At 56.1% G+C, this 18050-nt stretch carries 18 protein-coding genes; 9 read left to right on the forward strand and 9 right to left on the reverse strand.

Annotation, left to right across the window (positions count from 1 at the left end; genetic code table 11):
* Positions 1-63 precede the first annotated feature (63 nt).
* The 5 genes from ACN085_RS07450 to ACN085_RS07470 all read left to right on the forward strand — a co-directional run bounded on the left by ACN085_RS07450 (position 64) and on the right by ACN085_RS07470 (position 7920).
* Positions 64-2175, forward strand: coding sequence for a glucose PTS transporter subunit IIA (locus ACN085_RS07450; RefSeq protein ID WP_419111090.1), 2112 nt, complete (start codon positions 64-66; stop codon positions 2173-2175).
* 286 nt (positions 2176-2461) lie between these two features.
* Positions 2462-2941: a GNAT family N-acetyltransferase gene (locus ACN085_RS07455; protein WP_419100369.1), complete on the forward strand. Its 480-nt coding sequence runs from the start codon at positions 2462-2464 to the stop codon at positions 2939-2941.
* Positions 2942-3292: 351 nt separating this feature from the next.
* On the forward strand, positions 3293-5041 hold the full coding sequence (locus ACN085_RS07460; RefSeq protein ID WP_419111091.1) for an ABC transporter substrate-binding protein: 1749 nt from the start codon (positions 3293-3295) through the stop codon (positions 5039-5041).
* A gap of 159 nt (positions 5042-5200) precedes the next feature.
* A complete protein-coding gene (locus tag ACN085_RS07465; protein WP_419111092.1) occupies positions 5201-6733 on the forward strand; it encodes an ABC transporter permease in 1533 nt (510 codons plus the stop codon).
* The gene (locus tag ACN085_RS07470) at positions 6733-7920 is read left to right on the forward strand and encodes an ABC transporter permease (protein ID WP_419111093.1); all 1188 of its coding nucleotides are present in this window, start codon (positions 6733-6735) and stop codon (positions 7918-7920) included. The genes ACN085_RS07465 and ACN085_RS07470 overlap by 1 nt, the downstream gene beginning before the upstream one ends.
* Before the next feature lie 103 nt (positions 7921-8023).
* Here ACN085_RS07470 and ACN085_RS07475 read toward each other — a convergent pair whose 3' ends face one another.
* Positions 8024-8644 carry a PH domain-containing protein gene (locus ACN085_RS07475; RefSeq protein ID WP_419100365.1) on the reverse strand — a complete coding sequence of 207 codons (621 nt, stop codon included), beginning with the start codon at positions 8642-8644 and terminating at the stop codon, positions 8024-8026.
* A gap of 77 nt (positions 8645-8721) precedes the next feature.
* On the opposite strand from ACN085_RS07475, the gene ACN085_RS07480 reads away from it, so the two are divergent.
* Positions 8722-10476 (forward strand): ABC transporter ATP-binding protein, encoded by a 1755-nt coding sequence (locus ACN085_RS07480; protein ID WP_419105229.1) that lies wholly within the window; start codon positions 8722-8724, stop codon positions 10474-10476.
* A gap of 243 nt (positions 10477-10719) precedes the next feature.
* On the opposite strand, the gene ACN085_RS07485 is transcribed toward ACN085_RS07480, so the two are convergent.
* Both ACN085_RS07485 and ACN085_RS07490 read right to left on the reverse strand, forming a co-directional pair.
* The gene (locus ACN085_RS07485; RefSeq protein WP_419111094.1) at positions 10720-11682 is read right to left on the reverse strand and encodes an NAD(P)-dependent oxidoreductase; all 963 of its coding nucleotides are present in this window, start codon (positions 11680-11682) and stop codon (positions 10720-10722) included.
* Positions 11683-11704: 22 nt separating this feature from the next.
* Positions 11705-12409: a TetR/AcrR family transcriptional regulator gene (locus ACN085_RS07490; protein ID WP_419111095.1), complete on the reverse strand. Its 705-nt coding sequence runs from the start codon at positions 12407-12409 to the stop codon at positions 11705-11707.
* Positions 12410-12506: 97 nt separating this feature from the next.
* Here ACN085_RS07490 and cls point away from each other — a divergent pair, with 97 nt between their 5' ends.
* Positions 12507-14006: a cardiolipin synthase gene (gene cls / locus ACN085_RS07495; protein ID WP_419111096.1), complete on the forward strand. Its 1500-nt coding sequence runs from the start codon at positions 12507-12509 to the stop codon at positions 14004-14006.
* 118 nt (positions 14007-14124) lie between these two features.
* Here cls and ACN085_RS07500 read toward each other — a convergent pair whose 3' ends face one another.
* Positions 14125-14544, reverse strand: coding sequence for a hypothetical protein (locus ACN085_RS07500; RefSeq protein WP_419111097.1), 420 nt, complete (start codon positions 14542-14544; stop codon positions 14125-14127).
* 198 nt (positions 14545-14742) lie between these two features.
* On the opposite strand from ACN085_RS07500, the gene ACN085_RS07505 reads away from it, so the two are divergent.
* Positions 14743-14988 carry a hypothetical protein gene (locus ACN085_RS07505; protein WP_419111098.1) on the forward strand — a complete coding sequence of 82 codons (246 nt, stop codon included), beginning with the start codon at positions 14743-14745 and terminating at the stop codon, positions 14986-14988.
* 77 nt (positions 14989-15065) lie between these two features.
* Positions 15066-15254: a type II toxin-antitoxin system RelE family toxin gene (locus ACN085_RS07510; RefSeq protein ID WP_419111199.1), complete on the forward strand. Its 189-nt coding sequence runs from the start codon at positions 15066-15068 to the stop codon at positions 15252-15254.
* Between the two features lie 519 nt (positions 15255-15773).
* Here ACN085_RS07510 and ACN085_RS07515 read toward each other — a convergent pair.
* The 5 genes from ACN085_RS07515 to ACN085_RS07535 form a co-directional block, all read right to left on the reverse strand.
* Positions 15774-16208 (reverse strand): hypothetical protein, encoded by a 435-nt coding sequence (locus tag ACN085_RS07515; protein WP_419111099.1) that lies wholly within the window; start codon positions 16206-16208, stop codon positions 15774-15776.
* A gap of 451 nt (positions 16209-16659) precedes the next feature.
* Positions 16660-16932, reverse strand: a complete 273-nt coding sequence (locus ACN085_RS07520; protein ID WP_419111100.1) for a hypothetical protein — start codon at positions 16930-16932, stop codon at positions 16660-16662.
* A 60-nt stretch (positions 16933-16992) separates the two neighbouring features.
* On the reverse strand, positions 16993-17400 hold the full coding sequence (locus ACN085_RS07525) for a hypothetical protein (RefSeq protein WP_419111101.1): 408 nt from the start codon (positions 17398-17400) through the stop codon (positions 16993-16995).
* 52 nt (positions 17401-17452) lie between these two features.
* Positions 17453-17692, reverse strand: coding sequence for a hypothetical protein (locus tag ACN085_RS07530; RefSeq protein ID WP_419111102.1), 240 nt, complete (start codon positions 17690-17692; stop codon positions 17453-17455).
* A 57-nt stretch (positions 17693-17749) separates the two neighbouring features.
* A complete protein-coding gene (locus ACN085_RS07535) occupies positions 17750-18034 on the reverse strand; it encodes a hypothetical protein (protein ID WP_419111103.1) in 285 nt (94 codons plus the stop codon).
* Positions 18035-18050 lie beyond the last annotated feature (16 nt).

The raw sequence follows: 18050 nt of genomic DNA on the forward strand, positions 1-18050 counted from the left end.
AACTCGGGTCTTTTTGTCTTAAGGGGCCAGGGCAAACCGCACACATACCAGTAAGGTTCACTCGTGAATAATTCACAAATGGGTGAGAAAATTCTTGAAGGCCTGGGCGGCCCCGAGAACATCTCGCACTTTACCCACTGCGCTACCCGCTTGCGCGTGACTCCCAAGTCCAATAGCGCTATTGACCGCACCAAGATTGAGAACATCCCCGGTGTTCTTTCCATCATTGAGCAGTCCGGCCAGACCCAGGTCGTGCTCGGCGATAAGGTCGAGTCTGTCTACAACGAGATGCTCAAGCTCCCCGGCATGGGCACCGTTGGCGAGGGCAAGGGCGAGGCTGACCCCAACCAGAAGAAGGCCGGCGTTCTGACCCGCGTCTTCGATGTGCTCTCAGACTCCTTCCGCCCCATCCTGTGGGCTCTGCTGGGCACCTCCATGATCTTGACCCTGATCGTCTTCCTCCAGCAGTTCGGCTACTTCGGCCAGTACACTGACCTCACCGGCAAGATGGTTAACATTGATATTGTTAACGGTCCCCGCCTGGCTGACCCCGATGCCGCCGCCGCTATGCTAGACGAGTGGCGCGCAACCTTCCCCTTCTGGTTCATCCTCATGGCAGCCTCGCTGTCGGTTCTGCAGTTCATGCCCATCATGATTGGCGCCACCGCCGCTAAGCGCCTGGGCGCTAACATGTGGGTTGGTGCAGCTATCCCCGCCGCCCTCATGACCGGCACCTTCCAGGGCTTTAACAACATCGCCGTTGATGGCGTTGTCAACGTCCCCTTCCTGGGCCTGGATCTCCCCCTTTACGTTATGAACTACACCGGCCAGATCTTCCCGCCGCTCTTCGCCGCAGCTCTGCTGGCACCCCTAGAGCGCTTCCTCAAGAAGATTATCCCCACCATGCTGCACATGGTCTTCGTGCCCATGATTTCTGTTATGGTTCTGGTCCCCCTGACCGCCTTCCTGATTGGCCCCATCGGCATTAAGTTCGCTCTTGCTATCTCCGATATCATCGGTAACGTCAACGAGGTTGCTCCCTGGTTGGTTGGTGGCCTGATTGCTGGTCTCTACCTCTTCATGGTGCCCCTGGGTCTGCACTGGCCTCTGAACGCCATCATGATTAATAACCTGCAGACCACCGGTACCGACTTCATCCAGTCCCCCATGGGTGCTTACAACTTCGCTGTTTTCGGCCTGGTTACCGGTGTTGCTATCCGCGCCAAGCACAATAGGGAACTGCGTCAGACCGCGACCGGTGCCGCTGTATCCGGTCTGCTCGGTGGTATCTCTGAGCCTTCCCTCTACGGTGTTGTTCTGCGCTACAAGCGTGTCTTCCCCCTCATCCTGGTTCCCGCTATCATCGGTGGCGCAACCATCTCGGCGCTGGGTGTTAAGTCCTACGCTTTTGCTTTCACCTCACTGATCTCGCTGCCTGCTATGCAGCCCACCCACCTGTACGGTATCGGTCTGGCTATTGCCTTCTTTGGTGCTATGGCAGGCGTACTGGTCTTCGGTTACGAGTCCAAGCCCAAGGCCGGCGAAACCTCCGCTGAGGAAAAGGCTGAGCAGCGGGCTTCAGCCGCCGCTCCTGCTACTGCCGGCGCTAGCGCAGGTGCAGCTGCCGTTGCTGGTGCTGCAACCGGCGCCTCAGCTGCTACCCCCTGGTCCAACGACCAAGCAAACGACCAAGCAGAGGCTCAGGCTCCTGCCGCTGGTACCGTCCTGACCCTGGCTTCTCCCCTGGAAGGTCAGGCTGTGGCTCTGTCCGAGACCCCGGATCCTATCTTCGCCGCAGAGAAGCTGGGTAAGGGTGCCGCTATTATCCCCAGCGGTAACACCGTCATAGCTCCTGCCGCAGGTAAGGTATCCGTTACCATGCCTTCTGGCCATGCTGTTGGCCTCAAGCTGGATAACGGCATTGAGCTCCTCATTCACCTTGGTATCGACACCGTTAACCTCAACGGTGAAGGCTTCGATGTCAAGGTCGAAAAGGGTCAGCGTGTTGCTCCCGGCGACATCCTGATGACCTTTGACCCTCAGGTCATTCAGAACGCCGGTTACTCACTGGTGACTCCCATTCTGGTCACCAACACCAACCGCTTTGCCGAGGTTGAAGGAACTACCGGCAGTGTTCAGCCCGGTAGCGAACTGCTGAAGGTCACTACCAAGTAGTCCTCCACTGGCTGTTAGAAAGCCCCGCCCCTCTCTGAGAGGGGCGGGGCTTTTCTGTGGTGGGTGTCAGATTTGCTTGCCCTAGCTTCCCGCAGCTGGTGCCCCCCGAGCTGGCGGAAGTTTTTTCGGCTGGTTCTGCCCTTGATAGGGCTAAAACCCCCAAGGCGCCCTCACTGACCAGCCCCGCCCATCAGCACCCACCGGCAGACCCCACTCAATAGACAAGCTACCGGCGCAGTTACCCACCGGTGATAGCCCCACCCTGGACGGGTTTTAGAATAGGGGCATGTTTACCGTGAAACCCTTTTATGAGCTGACTCTTGATGAGCTCAACGAGATTTACCTGCTCCGCGGGCTGGTCTTTGTGGTCGGCCAAAAGATTACCGAAGAAAACGAGATCGACCGCGCCGACCGTCACGCCTTCCATCTCTACCAGGCAACAGAAGAAGGCGAAGTACTGGCCTACCTGCGTATGCTTGACCTGTCTACCTACTCCGATGGCAGCCACCCCGCAGACCCTACTGCTTGGACACTTGGCCGGGTTGCTGTCCACCCCCGCGTCCGCGGCACCGGTCTGGGCAAAAAGCTCCTCGCTCAGGCCCTCACCTGGCTAGAAGAGAATACAGAGGCCGAACGAGTTGTAATCAGCGCCCAGGCCTACCTCAAAGATGGTTACTACGGGCCAGCCGGCTTTAAAGAGGTAGGTTCCCCCTACCTCGAAGCTGGGATCGAGCATATTCAGATGGTCCGCTCGCTAGGTGATTAGGCCCGCCGGGAGAGCCTAGCTCAGCGCCAACATATCAGCATGCTGAGGGGGTCAGAAGCCAGCCGCCACAGCTTACCAATAATTTATTTTCATGTAGAGCCCTGCATAAAGATGATTGGTTCTTCCTCTAGTTTTCAGGGGGCTGTCAAAACTTTTTTGACTTTTTATGAAAGTTTTTCAGCCAAAGGAGGGTTCAGGTGGCGGGTGCCCTAAGAAGTAGCCTAATATATAGAGTACAGGTTTTGTGACTCACCACACCCCATCCCTCTGGTTGGTGCTAGACCGGCTCAGGCCGGACTAAGTGTGGGCCACAAGCCACCGAATTTTTCCCCTTCACACGAGGAGACGCCAATGCGTACAACCCGTATCTCATCAGCGCTCGGCCTATCAGCCGTTGCCGCACTCGCCCTTTCGGCCTGCGCCGGATCATCAAACACCGCCGGTGGTGGTTCAGGTTCATCGGGTGATAAGTCTGTATCCATTGCGATCACTAACGTGTTCTCGTCCCTCAACATTGGAACCGCCACGGGTAACACTGACACCAACGCCATTGTTGCTACCATGACCAACACCGGTTTCTACACCATCACCGATGAGCTCAAGGTCCGCCACAATGACTGGTTCGGCAGCTACGAGAAGAAGGATGACGGCGACGGCATCAAGGTCGAGTACACCGTCAACGAGGGCCAGAAGTGGTCCGACGGCAACGAGATCGACAAGGGTGACCTGCTGCTGGCTTGGGCTTCTCAGTCAGGTTACTTTGACGGTGAAGGCGAAGACGCCGTTAGCTACTTTGAGTACGCCGGTGACACCCAGGGCCTCAAGGAAGCCGGTAAGCCCACCCTCAGTGAAGACGGCCGCTCCATTACCTTCAACTACCCCCAGGCCTTTGCTGACTGGGAGATTGCCTACGACATCGGCAAGCCCGCTCACGTGGTAGCTGAACTGGCTGGCATGGACGAAGAAACCCTGGTTCAGACCCTGGAAACCGCCACCCCCGGCGAGGAGAACGAAAACCTCCGCAAGATTGCTGATGCCTGGAAAACTAAGTTTGACACCACCACCATGCCCAGCAACAAGGCCCTGACCGTGGGTAACGGCCCCTACCTGGTGACCGGAGTTCAGGAGAACCAGTCAGTTACCCTGACCGCCAATCCCGAATACCAGGGCGAGACCAAGCCCGCCATCAACGAAGTCATCCTCAAGGTTCTGCCCGATGCCGCTGGCCAGGTACAGGCCCTGCAGAACGGCGACGTCAACGCTGTTGCCCCCCAGGCCTCCATCGACACCGTCAGCCAGCTAGAGAGCCTGGAGAACGTTGTCACCGAGACCCAGCCCGACCAGTCCTACGATCACCTGGACCTGAACATGAAGGAAGGCTCCCCCTTCGCCGATGAGAACGTGCGCAAGGCCTTCTTGCTGACCGTTCCCCGCCAGGACATCGTCAACAAGCTCATTAAGCCCATGGACGATAAGGCTGAGGTTCTCAACTCCCAGCTCTACGTAGTTTCGGATGCCGATAACTACAAGAAGACTGTGGAGACCAACAACTCCGACATGTACCCCCTGGATGATATGGACGCCAATATCGCCAAGGCCAAGGAACTGTTGGACGGTAAGACCCCCACCATCCGCATTCTCTACAACTCCAAGAACTCCAACCGTGTGAACTCCTTCCAGATGATTAAGGAGTCCGCAGAGAAGGCTGGCTTCAAGGTAGAGGACGCCGGTAGCGAGCAGTGGGGCACCCTGCTTCCCGGTGGTGACTACGAGGCCTCCATCTTCGGCTGGGTATCCCCCGGTGTAGGTAACAGCACCTTGGGCCAGATCTTCAAGACAGGCTCTTCATCCAACTTCAACAGCTACTCCAACGCCAGCGTGGATGCTTCTGCTGATCAGATCATGAAGACCACCGATGAAGCTAAGATCAACGAGCTCAAGATGTCTGCCGATGCCGAAACCTTCAAGGACGGCTACGGTCTGCCCCTCTTCCAGTCCATTGCTGTTACCTCCTACAGCGACTTCCTGAGCGGGGTCAAGCCTAAGGCAGGCGCTCAGCCCCTGACCTGGAACATTGAAGAATGGGATATTGCTAACTAGTAGCTAGCAAATGCTCAGCTCACGCCACAGTGGCTGAACTTCTTAGCCCTGTAGCTTGTTCCCCGGCGCGGACGCTCAAGCAGCGTCCGCGCCTTCTGGCTATTGAGTTAGGCTGGTAACCCCAGCACCTCTAACTCCCCAACCCACCAGGAACCTATCATGCTCATGTACTCCGTGAGGCGCTTGATTACCGCGGTTTTCATTCTCTTTGGTGCCTCCTTTCTGATCTATAACCTCGTAGCTATTGCCGGTGATCCCCTTGAAGAGCTACGAGTCTCCACCTCCCCCAATAAAGAGGCCCTGATTGCCCAGCGCATTGCGGCCCTCGACCTGGACACCCCAGCCCCTCTGCGTTACTTCAAGTGGCTAGGTGGTGTGCTGGGTTGCTTTGCCGGTAAGTGTGACTTCGGGCAGAACCTGGCTGGTACCCCGGTCACCCAGTTGCTCTCTAACGCCGTCTACCAGACCCTGACCCTGGTGCTTGCCGCAACAATTCTGGCTATCCTAGTCGGTGTCTGCCTGGGTATTGTCTCGGCTCTGCGCCAGTACTCCGGGCTGGATTACACCGTTACTTTCGCCAGCTTTCTCTTCTTCTCCCTGCCCTCCTTCTGGATTGCAGTTCTGCTCAAGGAATTCCTGGCCATTGGTTTTAACGACTTCCTGCGAAACCCCGTGGTAACTATTCCCACCACCCTGCTGATCTCGGCCCTAGCCGGCCTCTTCTGGTATGCGGCCTCCTTCGGCAAGCAAAAGACCCGCTACCTCATGGGTCTGGTGGGCTTCACCCTAACCGCTGGGGCCATCATCTTTGTGTCTGCCACCCACTGGTTCCTGACCCCCTTCCTGGGGATCCCCTTCATTCTTCCCCTGGGCCTGGTTGCCGCCCTGACCTTCACCGTTTTGGTCTCCGGCCTGCGCAACCGCCGTGCCCTGGGAGCTGGCCTGAGCATGGTGGTAGTCGGTCTTGTGGCCTACTTCCCCATTCAAGGTCTGCTGGCGCAAGCTACCTTGCTGATGGTCGTCATCGTCACGGCAGCCTTTATGGCCCTGGGTGTCATTCTGGGCCTGGTCTGGGGTGGCTACGACAAGGGCCAGGGGGCCCGTGTGGGTATGCTCACCGGCCTAGCTATGGCGCTGCTGATTATCGCAGACCGCTTCATGCAGGCCTGGCCCAGCTACCTCAACAGCGGCCGTATCAAGGGTCGCCCTATCCCAACGGCTAACGCCTCCACCCCCAACTTGCAGGGTGACTTCTGGATCCATGGGATTGACACCATGACCCATATCCTCCTGCCCACCGTCGCCCTGACGCTGATTTCCTTGGCATCGTACTCCAGGTACTCACGTGCCTCTATGTTGGAGATCATGAACCAGGACTACATCCGCACGGCTCGCGCCAAGGGTGTCTCCGAACGTTCCGTGGTCATGAAGCACGCCTTCCGCAACGCGCTGATCCCCCTAGCAACCATTATCGCTATGGATATTGGGTCGATTATCGGTGGTGCAGCTATCACCGAACGCATCTTCGCTTTCAAGGGTATGGGTACCCTCTTCTTGGACGCGCTGGCCCAAACGGACCCCAACCCCGTCATGGGTGTCTTCTTGCTGACAGGCATCATGGCACTGACCTTTAACCTGGTTGCTGACCTTCTCTACTCAGCACTTGATCCGCGCGTGAGGGTGAAAGCATAATGAGCACCAACGAAACCACCAACAAGGGCTCGGTCGCAGAGCCCACCACCGAAACCACCGCTATGCGGGCCCTAGAGACCAACGTGGACATCCGGGCCCAGGAGTCGGTGGGTAAAACTCAGGGGCAGATTGTCCGCAAGCGCTTCCGCCAGAACACCGGTGCCGTTATCTCCCTGGTTCTCCTGGGGCTGATCCTGTTACTGGCTGTCACCTCCATTGGGGTGGGCCCGGTGCCCGGCTGGTGGGGCTACAATTACACCGAAATGAACCCATCCGTCAATGGGGCAGCCCCTAACGCCCAGCACTGGTTCGGCCAGGACGCTACCGGCCGCGACCTCTTTGCCATGACCATGCGCGGTGTTCAAAATACCTTCTTAGTGGTTACCATCATTACCGCCATCGCGGCCTTCCTGGGGGTACTCTTTGGGGGCCTGGCAGGTTACTACCGGGGCTGGGTTGAAACCCTGATCATGCGTTTTACCGACATGGTGATCATCATCCCCCTGATCCTGCTGACCGCCGTACTGGGTAAGCTAGCCGGTAGCTACTTTAACGGTATTTGGAATACCATCATGTTCGGTGTAGTGGTGGGCTTGCTCTTCTGGGCTTCCCTGGCCCGTCTGGTGCGCGCCGAGTTCCTCTCCCTGCGTGAACGCGAATTCGTTGATGCCGCCCGTCTAGCGGGCGCCTCTGATTTGCGGATCATCTTTAAGCACATTCTGCCCAACGCTATTGGTGTAGTAACCGTGAATGTGTCCCTGATGATGAGTACGGCCATCCTAACCGAAACCGCCCTCTCCTACCTGGGCTTCGGCATTAAAGCGCCGGACTGGTCGCTGGGGTCACTGATTTCAGCTAACCAGTCAGCTTTCTCAACCCGCCCCTGGCTCTTCTGGTTCCCCGGGCTTTTCATCCTAGTAATCTCACTGGCTATCAACTTTGTGGGTGATGGTCTGCGAGATGCCTTTGATCCTCGCCAGAAGAAGTTCAACCCCAAGAAAGCCACCGAGCGTACCGCCCACTCAGCGGAGAACGGTGTGGGGGTAAGCGGTCAGACAGCCCCGGCTGAGGCAGGCCTAGCACGGACCAGCCTGGATGCTGAGCTCACCCAGCAGGGCTCAGGCCCCTCGGAGACCGTCGGCCCCGACGCTCCCGGTTCCGGTACACCCGGTGCTGGTAAACTCTGAGGTTCAGTAGCCAGCCCCGGTAGCTTTGAGAACCGTGGCGGTGGCTGAACAAGCAGCCACCGCCACCCATAAACCTATAGAGAAAAAGCAGACCCCCTCCTAGCTAAAGGAAGAGCCCTACCACAGTCAAGAAGACCAGGGCGCCGCAAGTGAGGATCCCCCGCAAATCAAGGGTGGATATCTGAACCGGCTCAACACCGTCAAGGGCACCGTCTTCTACCTGCTCCTGCCAGTAGCCCCGAATCATCAGGGCCAGGGCACCTGCCGCTGAGTTCGGTAAATCCGAAGTCCGCACAGCAGAGCCGACAGCGTAGGTGATCGCGGGAAGATTGCGTAAGTCCTGACGGTGAGCCGTGAGGGAGGCAAGCATACCGCTGGCGGGCACCCCGAAGGCCTGATAGCGCTTAGTGGCTGTCACCAGGGTCAGGTGGTACCTGGTCGAGATATCAATCAGGGCCGCGTAGTTAACGGTATGGTTCACAAAAGGGTTGCGCACGGTAATTGCGTCTTGGTCAACAAGGACATCCGAGCGGCCCAGCAGGTACCAGATGGCGTAGGCTATCAGCAGTGCACCCCACCCCTGCTTGAGAAGGGCTAAGGGGCCGCCGCTGTAGGCCAAAGCCAGCAGGACGCTAAGAGCAACAAGGCCCGCACACCAGGTGTAGAGGGCAGCTGTCTTGGTCCTAAAACGTACCGGGGGGTTCTGCAAATACTGAGACTTCATAGTCTTTAGATTCTCTCAGATAAAAACCGCTCTACAAGATAAAACTCCTTAACCAAACCTAAGAGTTGGGAAAACTAGTGAATACTCCAGTAACTCAGCAGACCGCTAGCCCGGTGCTTGAAGTTCGTGACCTCAGCGTCGACTTCGGTGTCGAACGCAAGTGGGTTCCCGCCGCCATTAACCTCAGCTACGAGGTTCATGCCGGTGAGGTACTCGCTATTGTGGGTGAATCAGGCTCCGGTAAGTCCGTCTCCTCTATGGGTATGATCGGCCTGCTCCCCAAGAACGCCCGGGTCACTGGATCCGTTAAGCTCAACGGCCGTGAACTGATTGGGCTCTCTAATACCGACTTGCTCAGCGTGCGCGGTGAAGAGGTCGCGGTCATCTTCCAGGAACCTATGACCGCTATGAACCCGGTCATGACCGTGGGGGATCAGATTATTGAGACCCTCCGCATTCACAAGGACATCTCACCCGCTCAGGCTAAAGACGAAGCTCTTAAAATGCTTGAGCTGGTGGAGATGCCTGACCCGGTCAAGGCCTTTAATTCCTACCCGCACCAGATGTCCGGTGGACAGCGCCAGCGCGCTATGATCGCCCAGTCACTGTCCACCAACCCCAAGCTCCTGATTGCCGATGAGCCCACTACGGCACTGGATGTGACCGTGCAGGCTGAGATTCTTCAGCTCATGCGTAACTTGCAGAAGAAGCTCAACTCAGCAATTATTCTGATTACTCACGACATGGGTGTTGTTGCTGACCTGGCTGACCGGGTAGCGGTTATGCGCCGAGGGGAGATTGTGGAGACCGGTGAAATCCACGATATCTTCAATAACCCCCAGCACGAGTACACCAAGGCTCTGCTAGGTTCGGTGCTCCACCTGGGCGGTGATGAGATTGATGTGAACGCGGCCATTGACGATGCCGCTGAAGGCCAGCGCCCGCCAACGGCTGTCATCAACCAGGTACTCCCCCCGCCCAAGGCAGATGGTGAGGTTATCCTGGAGCTTAAGAACGTTGCCCTGGAATACCCCAAGCAGGGTCGGGTTGGTCCCTTCCGAGCGGTTACCGACGCTAACCTTCAGATCCGGGCCGGTGAGGTGCTGGGTCTGGTGGGTGAGTCCGGCTCCGGTAAGTCCACCATTGGCCGCGCTACCGTGGGGTTCTTGCAGGTTGCCGAGGGTGAGCTGAACGTTTGTGGTGTTGATATGCGCAAACCCAGCCGTAAGGACCTGGCCCAGGTGCGTAAGGATGTTGGCATGGTCTTCCAGGATCCTTCTTCTTCCTTGAACCCCCGACTGCCCATTGGTGAATCTATTGGGGAGCCTATGATGCTGGCCGGTGAGGCCAAGGGCGATGCTCTACAGAAGCGGATTGAGGAGCTACTCGACCGGGTTGAGTTGCCCCGCTCTTACCGTAACCGTTACCCGCATGAGCTCTCGGGCGGGCAGAAACAGCGTGTGGGTATTGCCCGTGCGCTGTCGCTCAAGCCTAAGCTCCTGATCGCCGATGAACCGACCAGTGCCTTGGATGTGTCTGTGCAGGCTCGTGTGCTGGAACTCTTCCAGGAGCTTCAGCAGGAGATGGGCTTCGCCTGCCTCTTTGTGACCCACGACCTGGCTGTTATTGACGCTCTGGCCGACCGTATTGCGGTCATGCGCCGAGGGGAGATTGTGGAGCAGGGGACGCGTGAGCAGATCCTGCGCCACCCCAAACAGGCCTATACTCAGCGTCTGCTGGCTGCTGTTCCCCTACCTGATCCCGATGCTCAGGCCCAGCGCCGTGAGCTTCGCGCCAAGCTACTGGAAGAAACAGGGCCGGTCGTTAGCTAGAACGGATCTTTAGACACGTTCAGAGATAAGGCCGCTCCACCCATGACGGGTGGAGCGGCCTTATTCTATGAGCTTTGGAGAGCAAGGCTCAGCCCGCAGGCGGTGTGAGCCTTAGCTGGCTCGGCGGGGCTGGCGTTAAGGGGTGCTAACGGGAGCACCGCCTACGGGCGTGTAAAACCGTGTGAGCCTTAGCAGGCGAAAGGGGCAGGGAGGCCTGGCGCTGAGGGCGAGAAGGGCAGGTAACTAGTTCATCTTGTTGCGCCAGTTAGCGGTCTTGCCTGCTCGCTGGTCGCGCAGAGCTTGCAGGTTCTGAGCGATCAAAGGCTCCGGTTCCACGGGGCGACCACCAGCGGAGTGAGGAGTAATAACCAGGTTCTTGGCATCCCAGAGCGGATCGGCAGGATCAAGAGGTTCCTCTTCCACAACATCCAGGGCCGCACCGGCAATAGAACCGGTTTTAAGGGCCTGAATGAGAGCGCCCTGGTCCAGGGTGGGGCCACGGCCCACATTGATCACATAGGCACGTTCCGGCAGCTGAGCTAGGCGGGCGGCATCCAAAGCCTTCTGGGTTTCTTCCGAGTTCGGCAGAATCATGACCAGGATGTCGGTGGTGGGTAGAACCCTGTCGATGTCTTCAGTAGCAAGAACCGGGAAGCCTTCGCGTTCCCCTGCGCTACGGGCTACACCGGTGACATTGGCACCGAAGGCCTGGAAGAGACGGGCGGTTGCGGTGCCGATGGAGCCAAAGCCCCAGATGGTGACGTTGGCGCCGAGTAAGGTGGTGACCTGGTGGGCAGGGTGTAGCTCCTGGGGGCCACCCAGCTCACCGGCCCAATGCTTCTGAGCCTGATGCTCAGCCAGGGTGGGCAGGAAACGCACAAAGTTGAGGGCCAGCGCTAGGGTATGCTCAGCAACGGTTTTTGAGTGCAGGCCGCTACCGGAGGCAATGACAGCTTCGGGGCGGAAACCTGCGGCGCGGGCCTGGTCGGGGCCAGCCAGGAGCGCCTGAACCAGCTCTACCTTGTGGAGGTTGGTTGCCGCGTCTTTGAGCTGGTCGTTGGTGTTGCCCCAGGCGATCAGTACGTCGGCGTCGTAGTTCTCGGGGGAGATATTTGCGGCGGGGTCGTAGCTGATGAGCTGGTCCTGGGCGGTCAGGCCTAGGAGCTCTTCCTTGAGGCGAATGGAAGTGGGGGCAAGTATTTTCATGAGGTTCTCCTTTGATCCGGGGTTAGGGGGTGCCCTGTGAGGGCGGGTCTGTTGGTGTGTCTTCGCGCAGTAGGTGGCGGAAGGTTGATACGGCTTCTCTGATGAGGGTATCTCGTTGGGGGCCGTCCGGTATGCCTTGGGTGAGGTCAATGTAGCGCAGCAGAGCGGAGGTAATGCAGAGGGCAGCTTGAACGTTGTGCTCCCTGAGCGGGGTGGGTGAACCACAGGGCCGGTAGATGAAGGGGCCCTTGCGGCCCTGCTGGGAGAAAGCCTGCCAGTCCACTGAGCGCAGGAAGTCAGCCAGAACGTTCTCGCAGGCTAGGTGGTGGGTGCGCATGCGGAAGCGGAGTTCCGGGTAGGTATCTAGGAGTAGCCTCAGCTGGGGGTAGCTGGGTCCGTCTATGGAAGTCACCAGTATGTCAACCAGTAGGTGAGCGATCCGCTCAAAAATGTAGAGTTCCTTCCTGGTCTGGTCCTGTTCTAGTATCTGGTCGGTCAGAACCGGTGGGCGTAGCCCCAGGACGGCGTCCTCCTTGGCCGCGAAATAGTTGAAGAGGGTGCGGGGGCTGACGCCAGCTTTCTGGGCGATTTCGTCGGTGGTGGCTGCTTTGAAGCCTTTATCAGCGACCAGGTCAAGAGCCGCTCCATGTATGGCGGCGTGGGTGCGTTGGCGCCGCCTTTGGCGGGCGGAGGGAGCTGGCCTTGTTTCCTGCGCAGAGGTGTTCACTCCCCTTAGTCTAGTGCAGGGCCCGCTCGGAGCCTACCCCAAGGGTTCCAGCCTGTGATTCCGCTGGCCACCGTATCTTAGCCGGTAGACTGGGAGGGTGAATCTTGGTCTGCCCTTCCTCAATATCACCAACCTGCCTGACTGGCTTTCGGTGTCCTTAGTAGTTTTTGATCTCATCATCCGCCTAACCGTCATCTTTTGGTTGCCCTATAACCGTAAGCCGGTGGTCGCGCTGGGCTGGCTGATGGCTATTTTCTACATACCCTATGTGGGGCTACTTGCCTTCCTCATTTTTGGTTCTAACCTGGTCCCTAAGCATCGTCTGAGCCGGCAACGCACCATGAACAGGATCATTAAGGACGCTATTGAGGGCGATCAGGCGGTCCTGGGTCATGCTACTCTTTCGGAGCCGGCTCGGGTGGCTGCCAAGCTCAACTACAAGCTGGGGGCCCTTCCCCTGATTGGGGGCAACAGTTTTGAGCTACGCCACCACAACAATGAATCCATCCAGGAGTTAGCTGAACATATTGATAGAGCCCGGACCTACGTTCACCTAGAGTTTTATATCGCCGGGTTAGATGCCACGACTGAGCCTCTCTGGGAGGCGCTGATTAGGGCCCACCAGCGTGGGGTTGCTGTCCGCATCCTCATTGATCATATTGGTTCCCGCAAGTACCCGCGCTGGCGGGAGCTTCAAGAGCGGCTTACTCAGGCGGGGGTCCCTTGGCATCTGATGTTGCCCTTGAAACCCTGGAAGGGGCAGTGGCAGCGCCCTGACCTACGTAATCACCGAAAGATTGTGGTGATTGATGGGCAGCTTGCTTTCTCCGGCTCCCAAAACGCTATCGACCGCACCTATAACCTCAAGAAGAACCTGCAGAAGGGGCTGGAATGGAAAGACCTGTGCTTCTTCTGCACCGGCCCCGTTGTGCACGAGCTTAATGCTGTTTTTGTTTCTGACTGGTACGCAGAAACTAAGGAGCTACTGCTCAACGAGATTGATGCGGATATCGAGGCCCAGGATAATGCGGGCCTGGACGCCCAACCGCCCCTGGCGCAGATAGTGCCCTCAGGGCCGGGCTATGAGACCGAAAATAATCTGCGCCTGATTAACCACCTGATTTACAACGCGGAGGAGCGAATCATTATCTGCTCCCCCTACTTTGTGCCCGAGTCAACGCTTTTGCAGGCGCTCACCAATATGGCGCTCTCCGGTATCGAGGTAACCCTGATTGTCTGCGAAAAGGGAGACCAGTTTCTGCCCATTATGGGCCAGCGTTCCTACTATGAGGAACTGCTACGGGCCGGTGTTAATATTCAGCAGTACCCTGGGCCAACCGTTCTGCACTCCAAGTTCATGATCGTGGACCAGGAGATCACTTTCATTGGGTCGTCAAATATGGACCCGCGCTCTTTTGCCTTGAACTTTGAGGTCTCAACTTTCATTGTTAGCTCGGATATGGTCAAGGAGTTGGAGCAGGTGGCCCACGAGTATATCGCTGTGTGTAAGAAGTTACGCTATGACGAGTGGATTTACCGGCCATTGCGCCATAAGGTGACAGAGAATCTTTGTCGCTTGTGGAGTGCCCTGCTCTAGGGCTTGTGAGGAGGAGAGTCAGATTTTGTGCTCTTAGCCTTGGTGGTGAGGGCGCCCTGTGTGGGGCTTGCCGGCCCTACTCAGCACAGGGTCTGTCTGAGTGCAGAGGCCTAGCCGGTTAGTCTCGAATAGGAAAACCCTCCAACTCCACAGCACGAGCCTCATAATGACCCACATACAAATAACTCACCCGAAACCGCAACCGCTCACCCCGATGACGATTCAACTCATCAGCCAAATCCTGCCCACTATCGAAACCCTCATTCTGCATCATTACGAACACAAGCAGCCCACACTCCTCAGTCTCAGTATTAACACTTTGACGCGAACCAGCAGACCGCAAACCACCCCCACCACTGACAGCCTCAGCACCCACAACAGTACAATCAACCGTCCGGTAAAAATACATATCACCAAAGTAATAAGCAAGAACCAGAAAAATAAACCCATAAAGAATGAAATCAAAAATCTTACGCCCTCGAGGACCTAAACTACCAGCCCCAGACTTACCACCACGGTCTTGATCAACAAGAGCCACACAAACCACCTCTCCAACTACCCACGAGCCTAATCAAACCCCAGCGACAGACCGCGCTTGGGTTGGTCTCTATCTACCCGCCCCAACCTAAAATTTCCGCTAATTCTTTTATTTTCTATCTCCGAGCAGGTTTGAACAAGCCCACCCTCCTACACTTACTCTCTAGCATCCGTGAATGACGTGTAATACGATTAAGGTATGACTATAGAAACAAAAGCACGAAAAGGGTTCACCTTCCGCCCCTCCCACGATGTACGCCAACGCCTAGAAAACCTAGCCCACCAGACTAACCGCCCCGTCTCCTTCTATATCAACACCCTACTCGAAGAGCACCTGGCAGAAATAGAACACGCCTTTACCCTGAAAGCCGATGCTGAAGCGGTACGCTCAGGTAAGCAAAAAACCTACAGCCTGGCAGAAGCTCGCGCGGAACTTGACCTGTGAGCAAGACCTGGAGAATAGAGCTGACCCCTCGGATCCTCAAACAGCTCAAAAAGCTGGATTAGCCAGTTGCCCAGCGTATTGTAGACCAGCTAGAGAAGCTGGAAATCTCTGAGTACCCGCAGGAGCACTGTAAGGCTTTGACCGGTAACTACTCAGGACTGTGGCGTTACCGTGTGGGGTCTTACCGAGTGATTTTGGATATTGACCAAGGTGCCTTGGTGCTTCTGGCCTTAGAGGTAGGGCATCGTTCTAGTATTTATCGGTAGAACTTAGCGTGGGAGGGCTCTATCCCCCGCCTGTATGAGTAGCACCTTGCCCGCTCCTCTATCCAAGAGGGTCTTTGACTCCGAATATGGGATATCACCTTCGGCCAAGATTACTGACATCCAGTTAGAAACAACTTTGCGCGTCAAACACAGAAGGAGTTGCTGAGTCTAGTCTGTTAGCACAGACCCGCCCCATCGCAAGAGCACGAGCTAAGGCCACATTTTTCAGTTCCTAGTAGCACGCGCACCCCGGGAAACGCCCTCCCCTGGCGTAAACGCACACCTCAAACCTATCTAGCCAGGTTATCGGCTACTACGGTGGCCATTGCCCAAAAAATAATTGATCACATTTCCTGCCGCTACCGCCTTGGTGAATACACCGCCCAATCCACCTACCAGGAGATAGCCCAGCACCACCATCATCAAACCCAGCAAAAACAAAAGACGGCGGCGCCCCCATGCACCCAAACCGAACACACAAGAGCACCGCCACCACTACCACACCAGACAAACCAGGACCTACCGGCCCAAATCAAGCCCCTCAAAACCCACAACCGACAACTCACCAGGACCAAACATCTGCCAATACCCCACATCCACCGCCACCCGCTGACCAGCAAGAGCATCAATACGCTCAGCAACCTCAGCACGCCTCAACCCATGACGATCCCCCTTAAACCTCAAACCACCACAATCCGAAGTCTGCACATAAATATACGGATTGCCCGAATACGACTTAGACCGGCTCTCACCAGCGGCAGCCCACTCAATAGTGCACTGCTTCTCATAATGAAACACCCGATTAAAATAAGGCGAGAGCAAGAACCAGGAAACCCCATAAACCATCGGGCTTAAAACAAGCACCAAAGCAACCCCAGCAGCAATCCTGCCGCCAAGAGTCTTCGCCCGCCCCACACCTTCCTGCACAGGCACAGAACCTACAGACTTACTCACCAGAACCCTCCCTCACACTCTCAACCATAACCCCCACAGACGCCTGCACACCCGAAGCACCAGAACCCAACAACCCTAGATCCCGCACAGCACCACCATCATCAAAACCACCACCAGAGCCCACATCAAAAGACACCGACTTCAAAGACCCCACCGGACGACTCAACAAGAACACCACACAAACCCCAGCAAAAACAAAAGACGACGGTGCCCCCGTGCACCCAAACCGAACACACAAGAACACCGCCGACACTGCCACAACAGACAAACCAGAAACCTATACCGGTACCGGCCTAAATCCAGAAGCACGCAAACAAGCAGATGACTACTCAACAGGACCAGAAAACGAAAAAATCTTCCGCTGACCCCAACTATCCACACCAGTCTCACCAATCATAAACTCATACTTCTCACCCGGCTCAGCCCGACTCAGCGTAGACTCAATCTCACCCTAGAGACCCTTACCCTGAGCCCCCTTCAACTCCCTATACTTAGTCCACCCCACATACAGGTGAATAAACAAACCCCACGACGCAAAACTCTGAACAGCAGACAACGGCAGGAACTGCATACAAATAAAAGTACCCGCCGCAACCACCAGAAGCCCCAGCAGAAAATACACCACCAAAAACTTCACCGGACTACCAAGAGACCGCCCCAAAACATTAGACAAAGGAACATTAACACCGGCCACAACAAGACCCGTAAGAGCACCCAGCAACATAAAAATACCCTAACAAAATAAAACTACACACTAAATTAAGTACACAGGCATAAGCCAAAACTATTCAGAAGACCCAAAATTTACAGGAGAACCATCAGCCTCTTTAATATCCTGAATATTATAGAAATTATCGAATACAAGATACTTATTCACCACAAAAATATACTTCTTACCCACCACCAAACTACCCGTCGTCTCCTCCATACCCACACCATCCAACACAGGACGATAAAGCATCAAAGTCCCACACTCCTCCGTCACAACAGACGAATCAGGACTCGACGCACCAGCCTTTCCCGAACCACGCATACGCCAGACGGTCGAGGCAGACTTCACGGTACAGGTCATCTCCTGGGTATAGTGCGAATCCGCGTACCGTTGAACAGGAATCATCGCCATAGAAAATAGCACAAAAAAGGCCACATAATGAATCCAATACTCCCGTATATTGTTAAAAACCTTTTTCACCAGCACCCCCTACCTTCTCCGAAAAACAGGACGACGAACATCCAGAAGCCAGCTACTGCTCAGGAATAATCACATACTCAGCAGCTGTATTCCCCGGATTCCACGATAAAGGACCAATCATAAAAACCAGCTTCTGCCCCTGATACTGGTTCAACAAATCAATATTCTTCGACAGGTCATCAGTGCCACCAACCACTTTAGGGACGATAATTAATCCGCACTCAGTAGTTTCTACAGCTATCGCATTTTTACTAGAAGCTACCTTGTACCGGTGCTGTCTCCCCAAGGCCACCCGCGAACCTACCCCATGACAGGAGAAGCAACAACTGCCCTCGAGACACTACACCCTCTACGAGCCACCAAACTTCTGTGCCAAAAGCGCACTCAAAAGAACCTGGCCAGCACCGATGTACCCCAACAGCACGCCGGTCAAAATGCGACTAAAAGCAGGGTCACTCCCAAAAACCCAAAACATCAAAGACGTCACAACCATAGCCACAAACGCAAAAAATAGCCCCACCACATAGTAAAGAAGCTTAGCGACAGCAGGACTCCCCGCAATAGCCGCACACACAAAAGCCAGCCCACCGCACAGGACAGCAGTACACAGCAAAGCAACTAAAGTAGCAACCACACCTAAACTCCTATCA

This window comes from Rothia sp. P4278 (genome assembly GCF_048512945.1).
GTDB lineage: Bacteria > Actinomycetota > Actinomycetes > Actinomycetales > Micrococcaceae > Rothia.

Coding starts and splice junctions, on each gene's coding strand:
- ACN085_RS07485 (WP_419111094.1), bottom strand. CDS start 11,682: ATGAAAATACTTGCCCCCACTTCCATTCGCCTCAAGGAAGAGCTCCTA.
- ACN085_RS07465 (WP_419111092.1), top strand. CDS start 5,201: ATGCTCATGTACTCCGTGAGGCGCTTGATTACCGCGGTTTTCATTCTC.
- ACN085_RS07475 (WP_419100365.1), bottom strand. CDS start 8,644: ATGAAGTCTCAGTATTTGCAGAACCCCCCGGTACGTTTTAGGACCAAG.
- ACN085_RS07455 (WP_419100369.1), top strand. CDS start 2,462: ATGTTTACCGTGAAACCCTTTTATGAGCTGACTCTTGATGAGCTCAAC.
- ACN085_RS07460 (WP_419111091.1), top strand. CDS start 3,293: ATGCGTACAACCCGTATCTCATCAGCGCTCGGCCTATCAGCCGTTGCC.
- ACN085_RS07520 (WP_419111100.1), bottom strand. CDS start 16,932: ATGTTGCTGGGTGCTCTTACGGGTCTTGTTGTGGCCGGTGTTAATGTT.
- ACN085_RS07505 (WP_419111098.1), top strand. CDS start 14,743: ATGACTATAGAAACAAAAGCACGAAAAGGGTTCACCTTCCGCCCCTCC.
- ACN085_RS07470 (WP_419111093.1), top strand. CDS start 6,733: ATGAGCACCAACGAAACCACCAACAAGGGCTCGGTCGCAGAGCCCACC.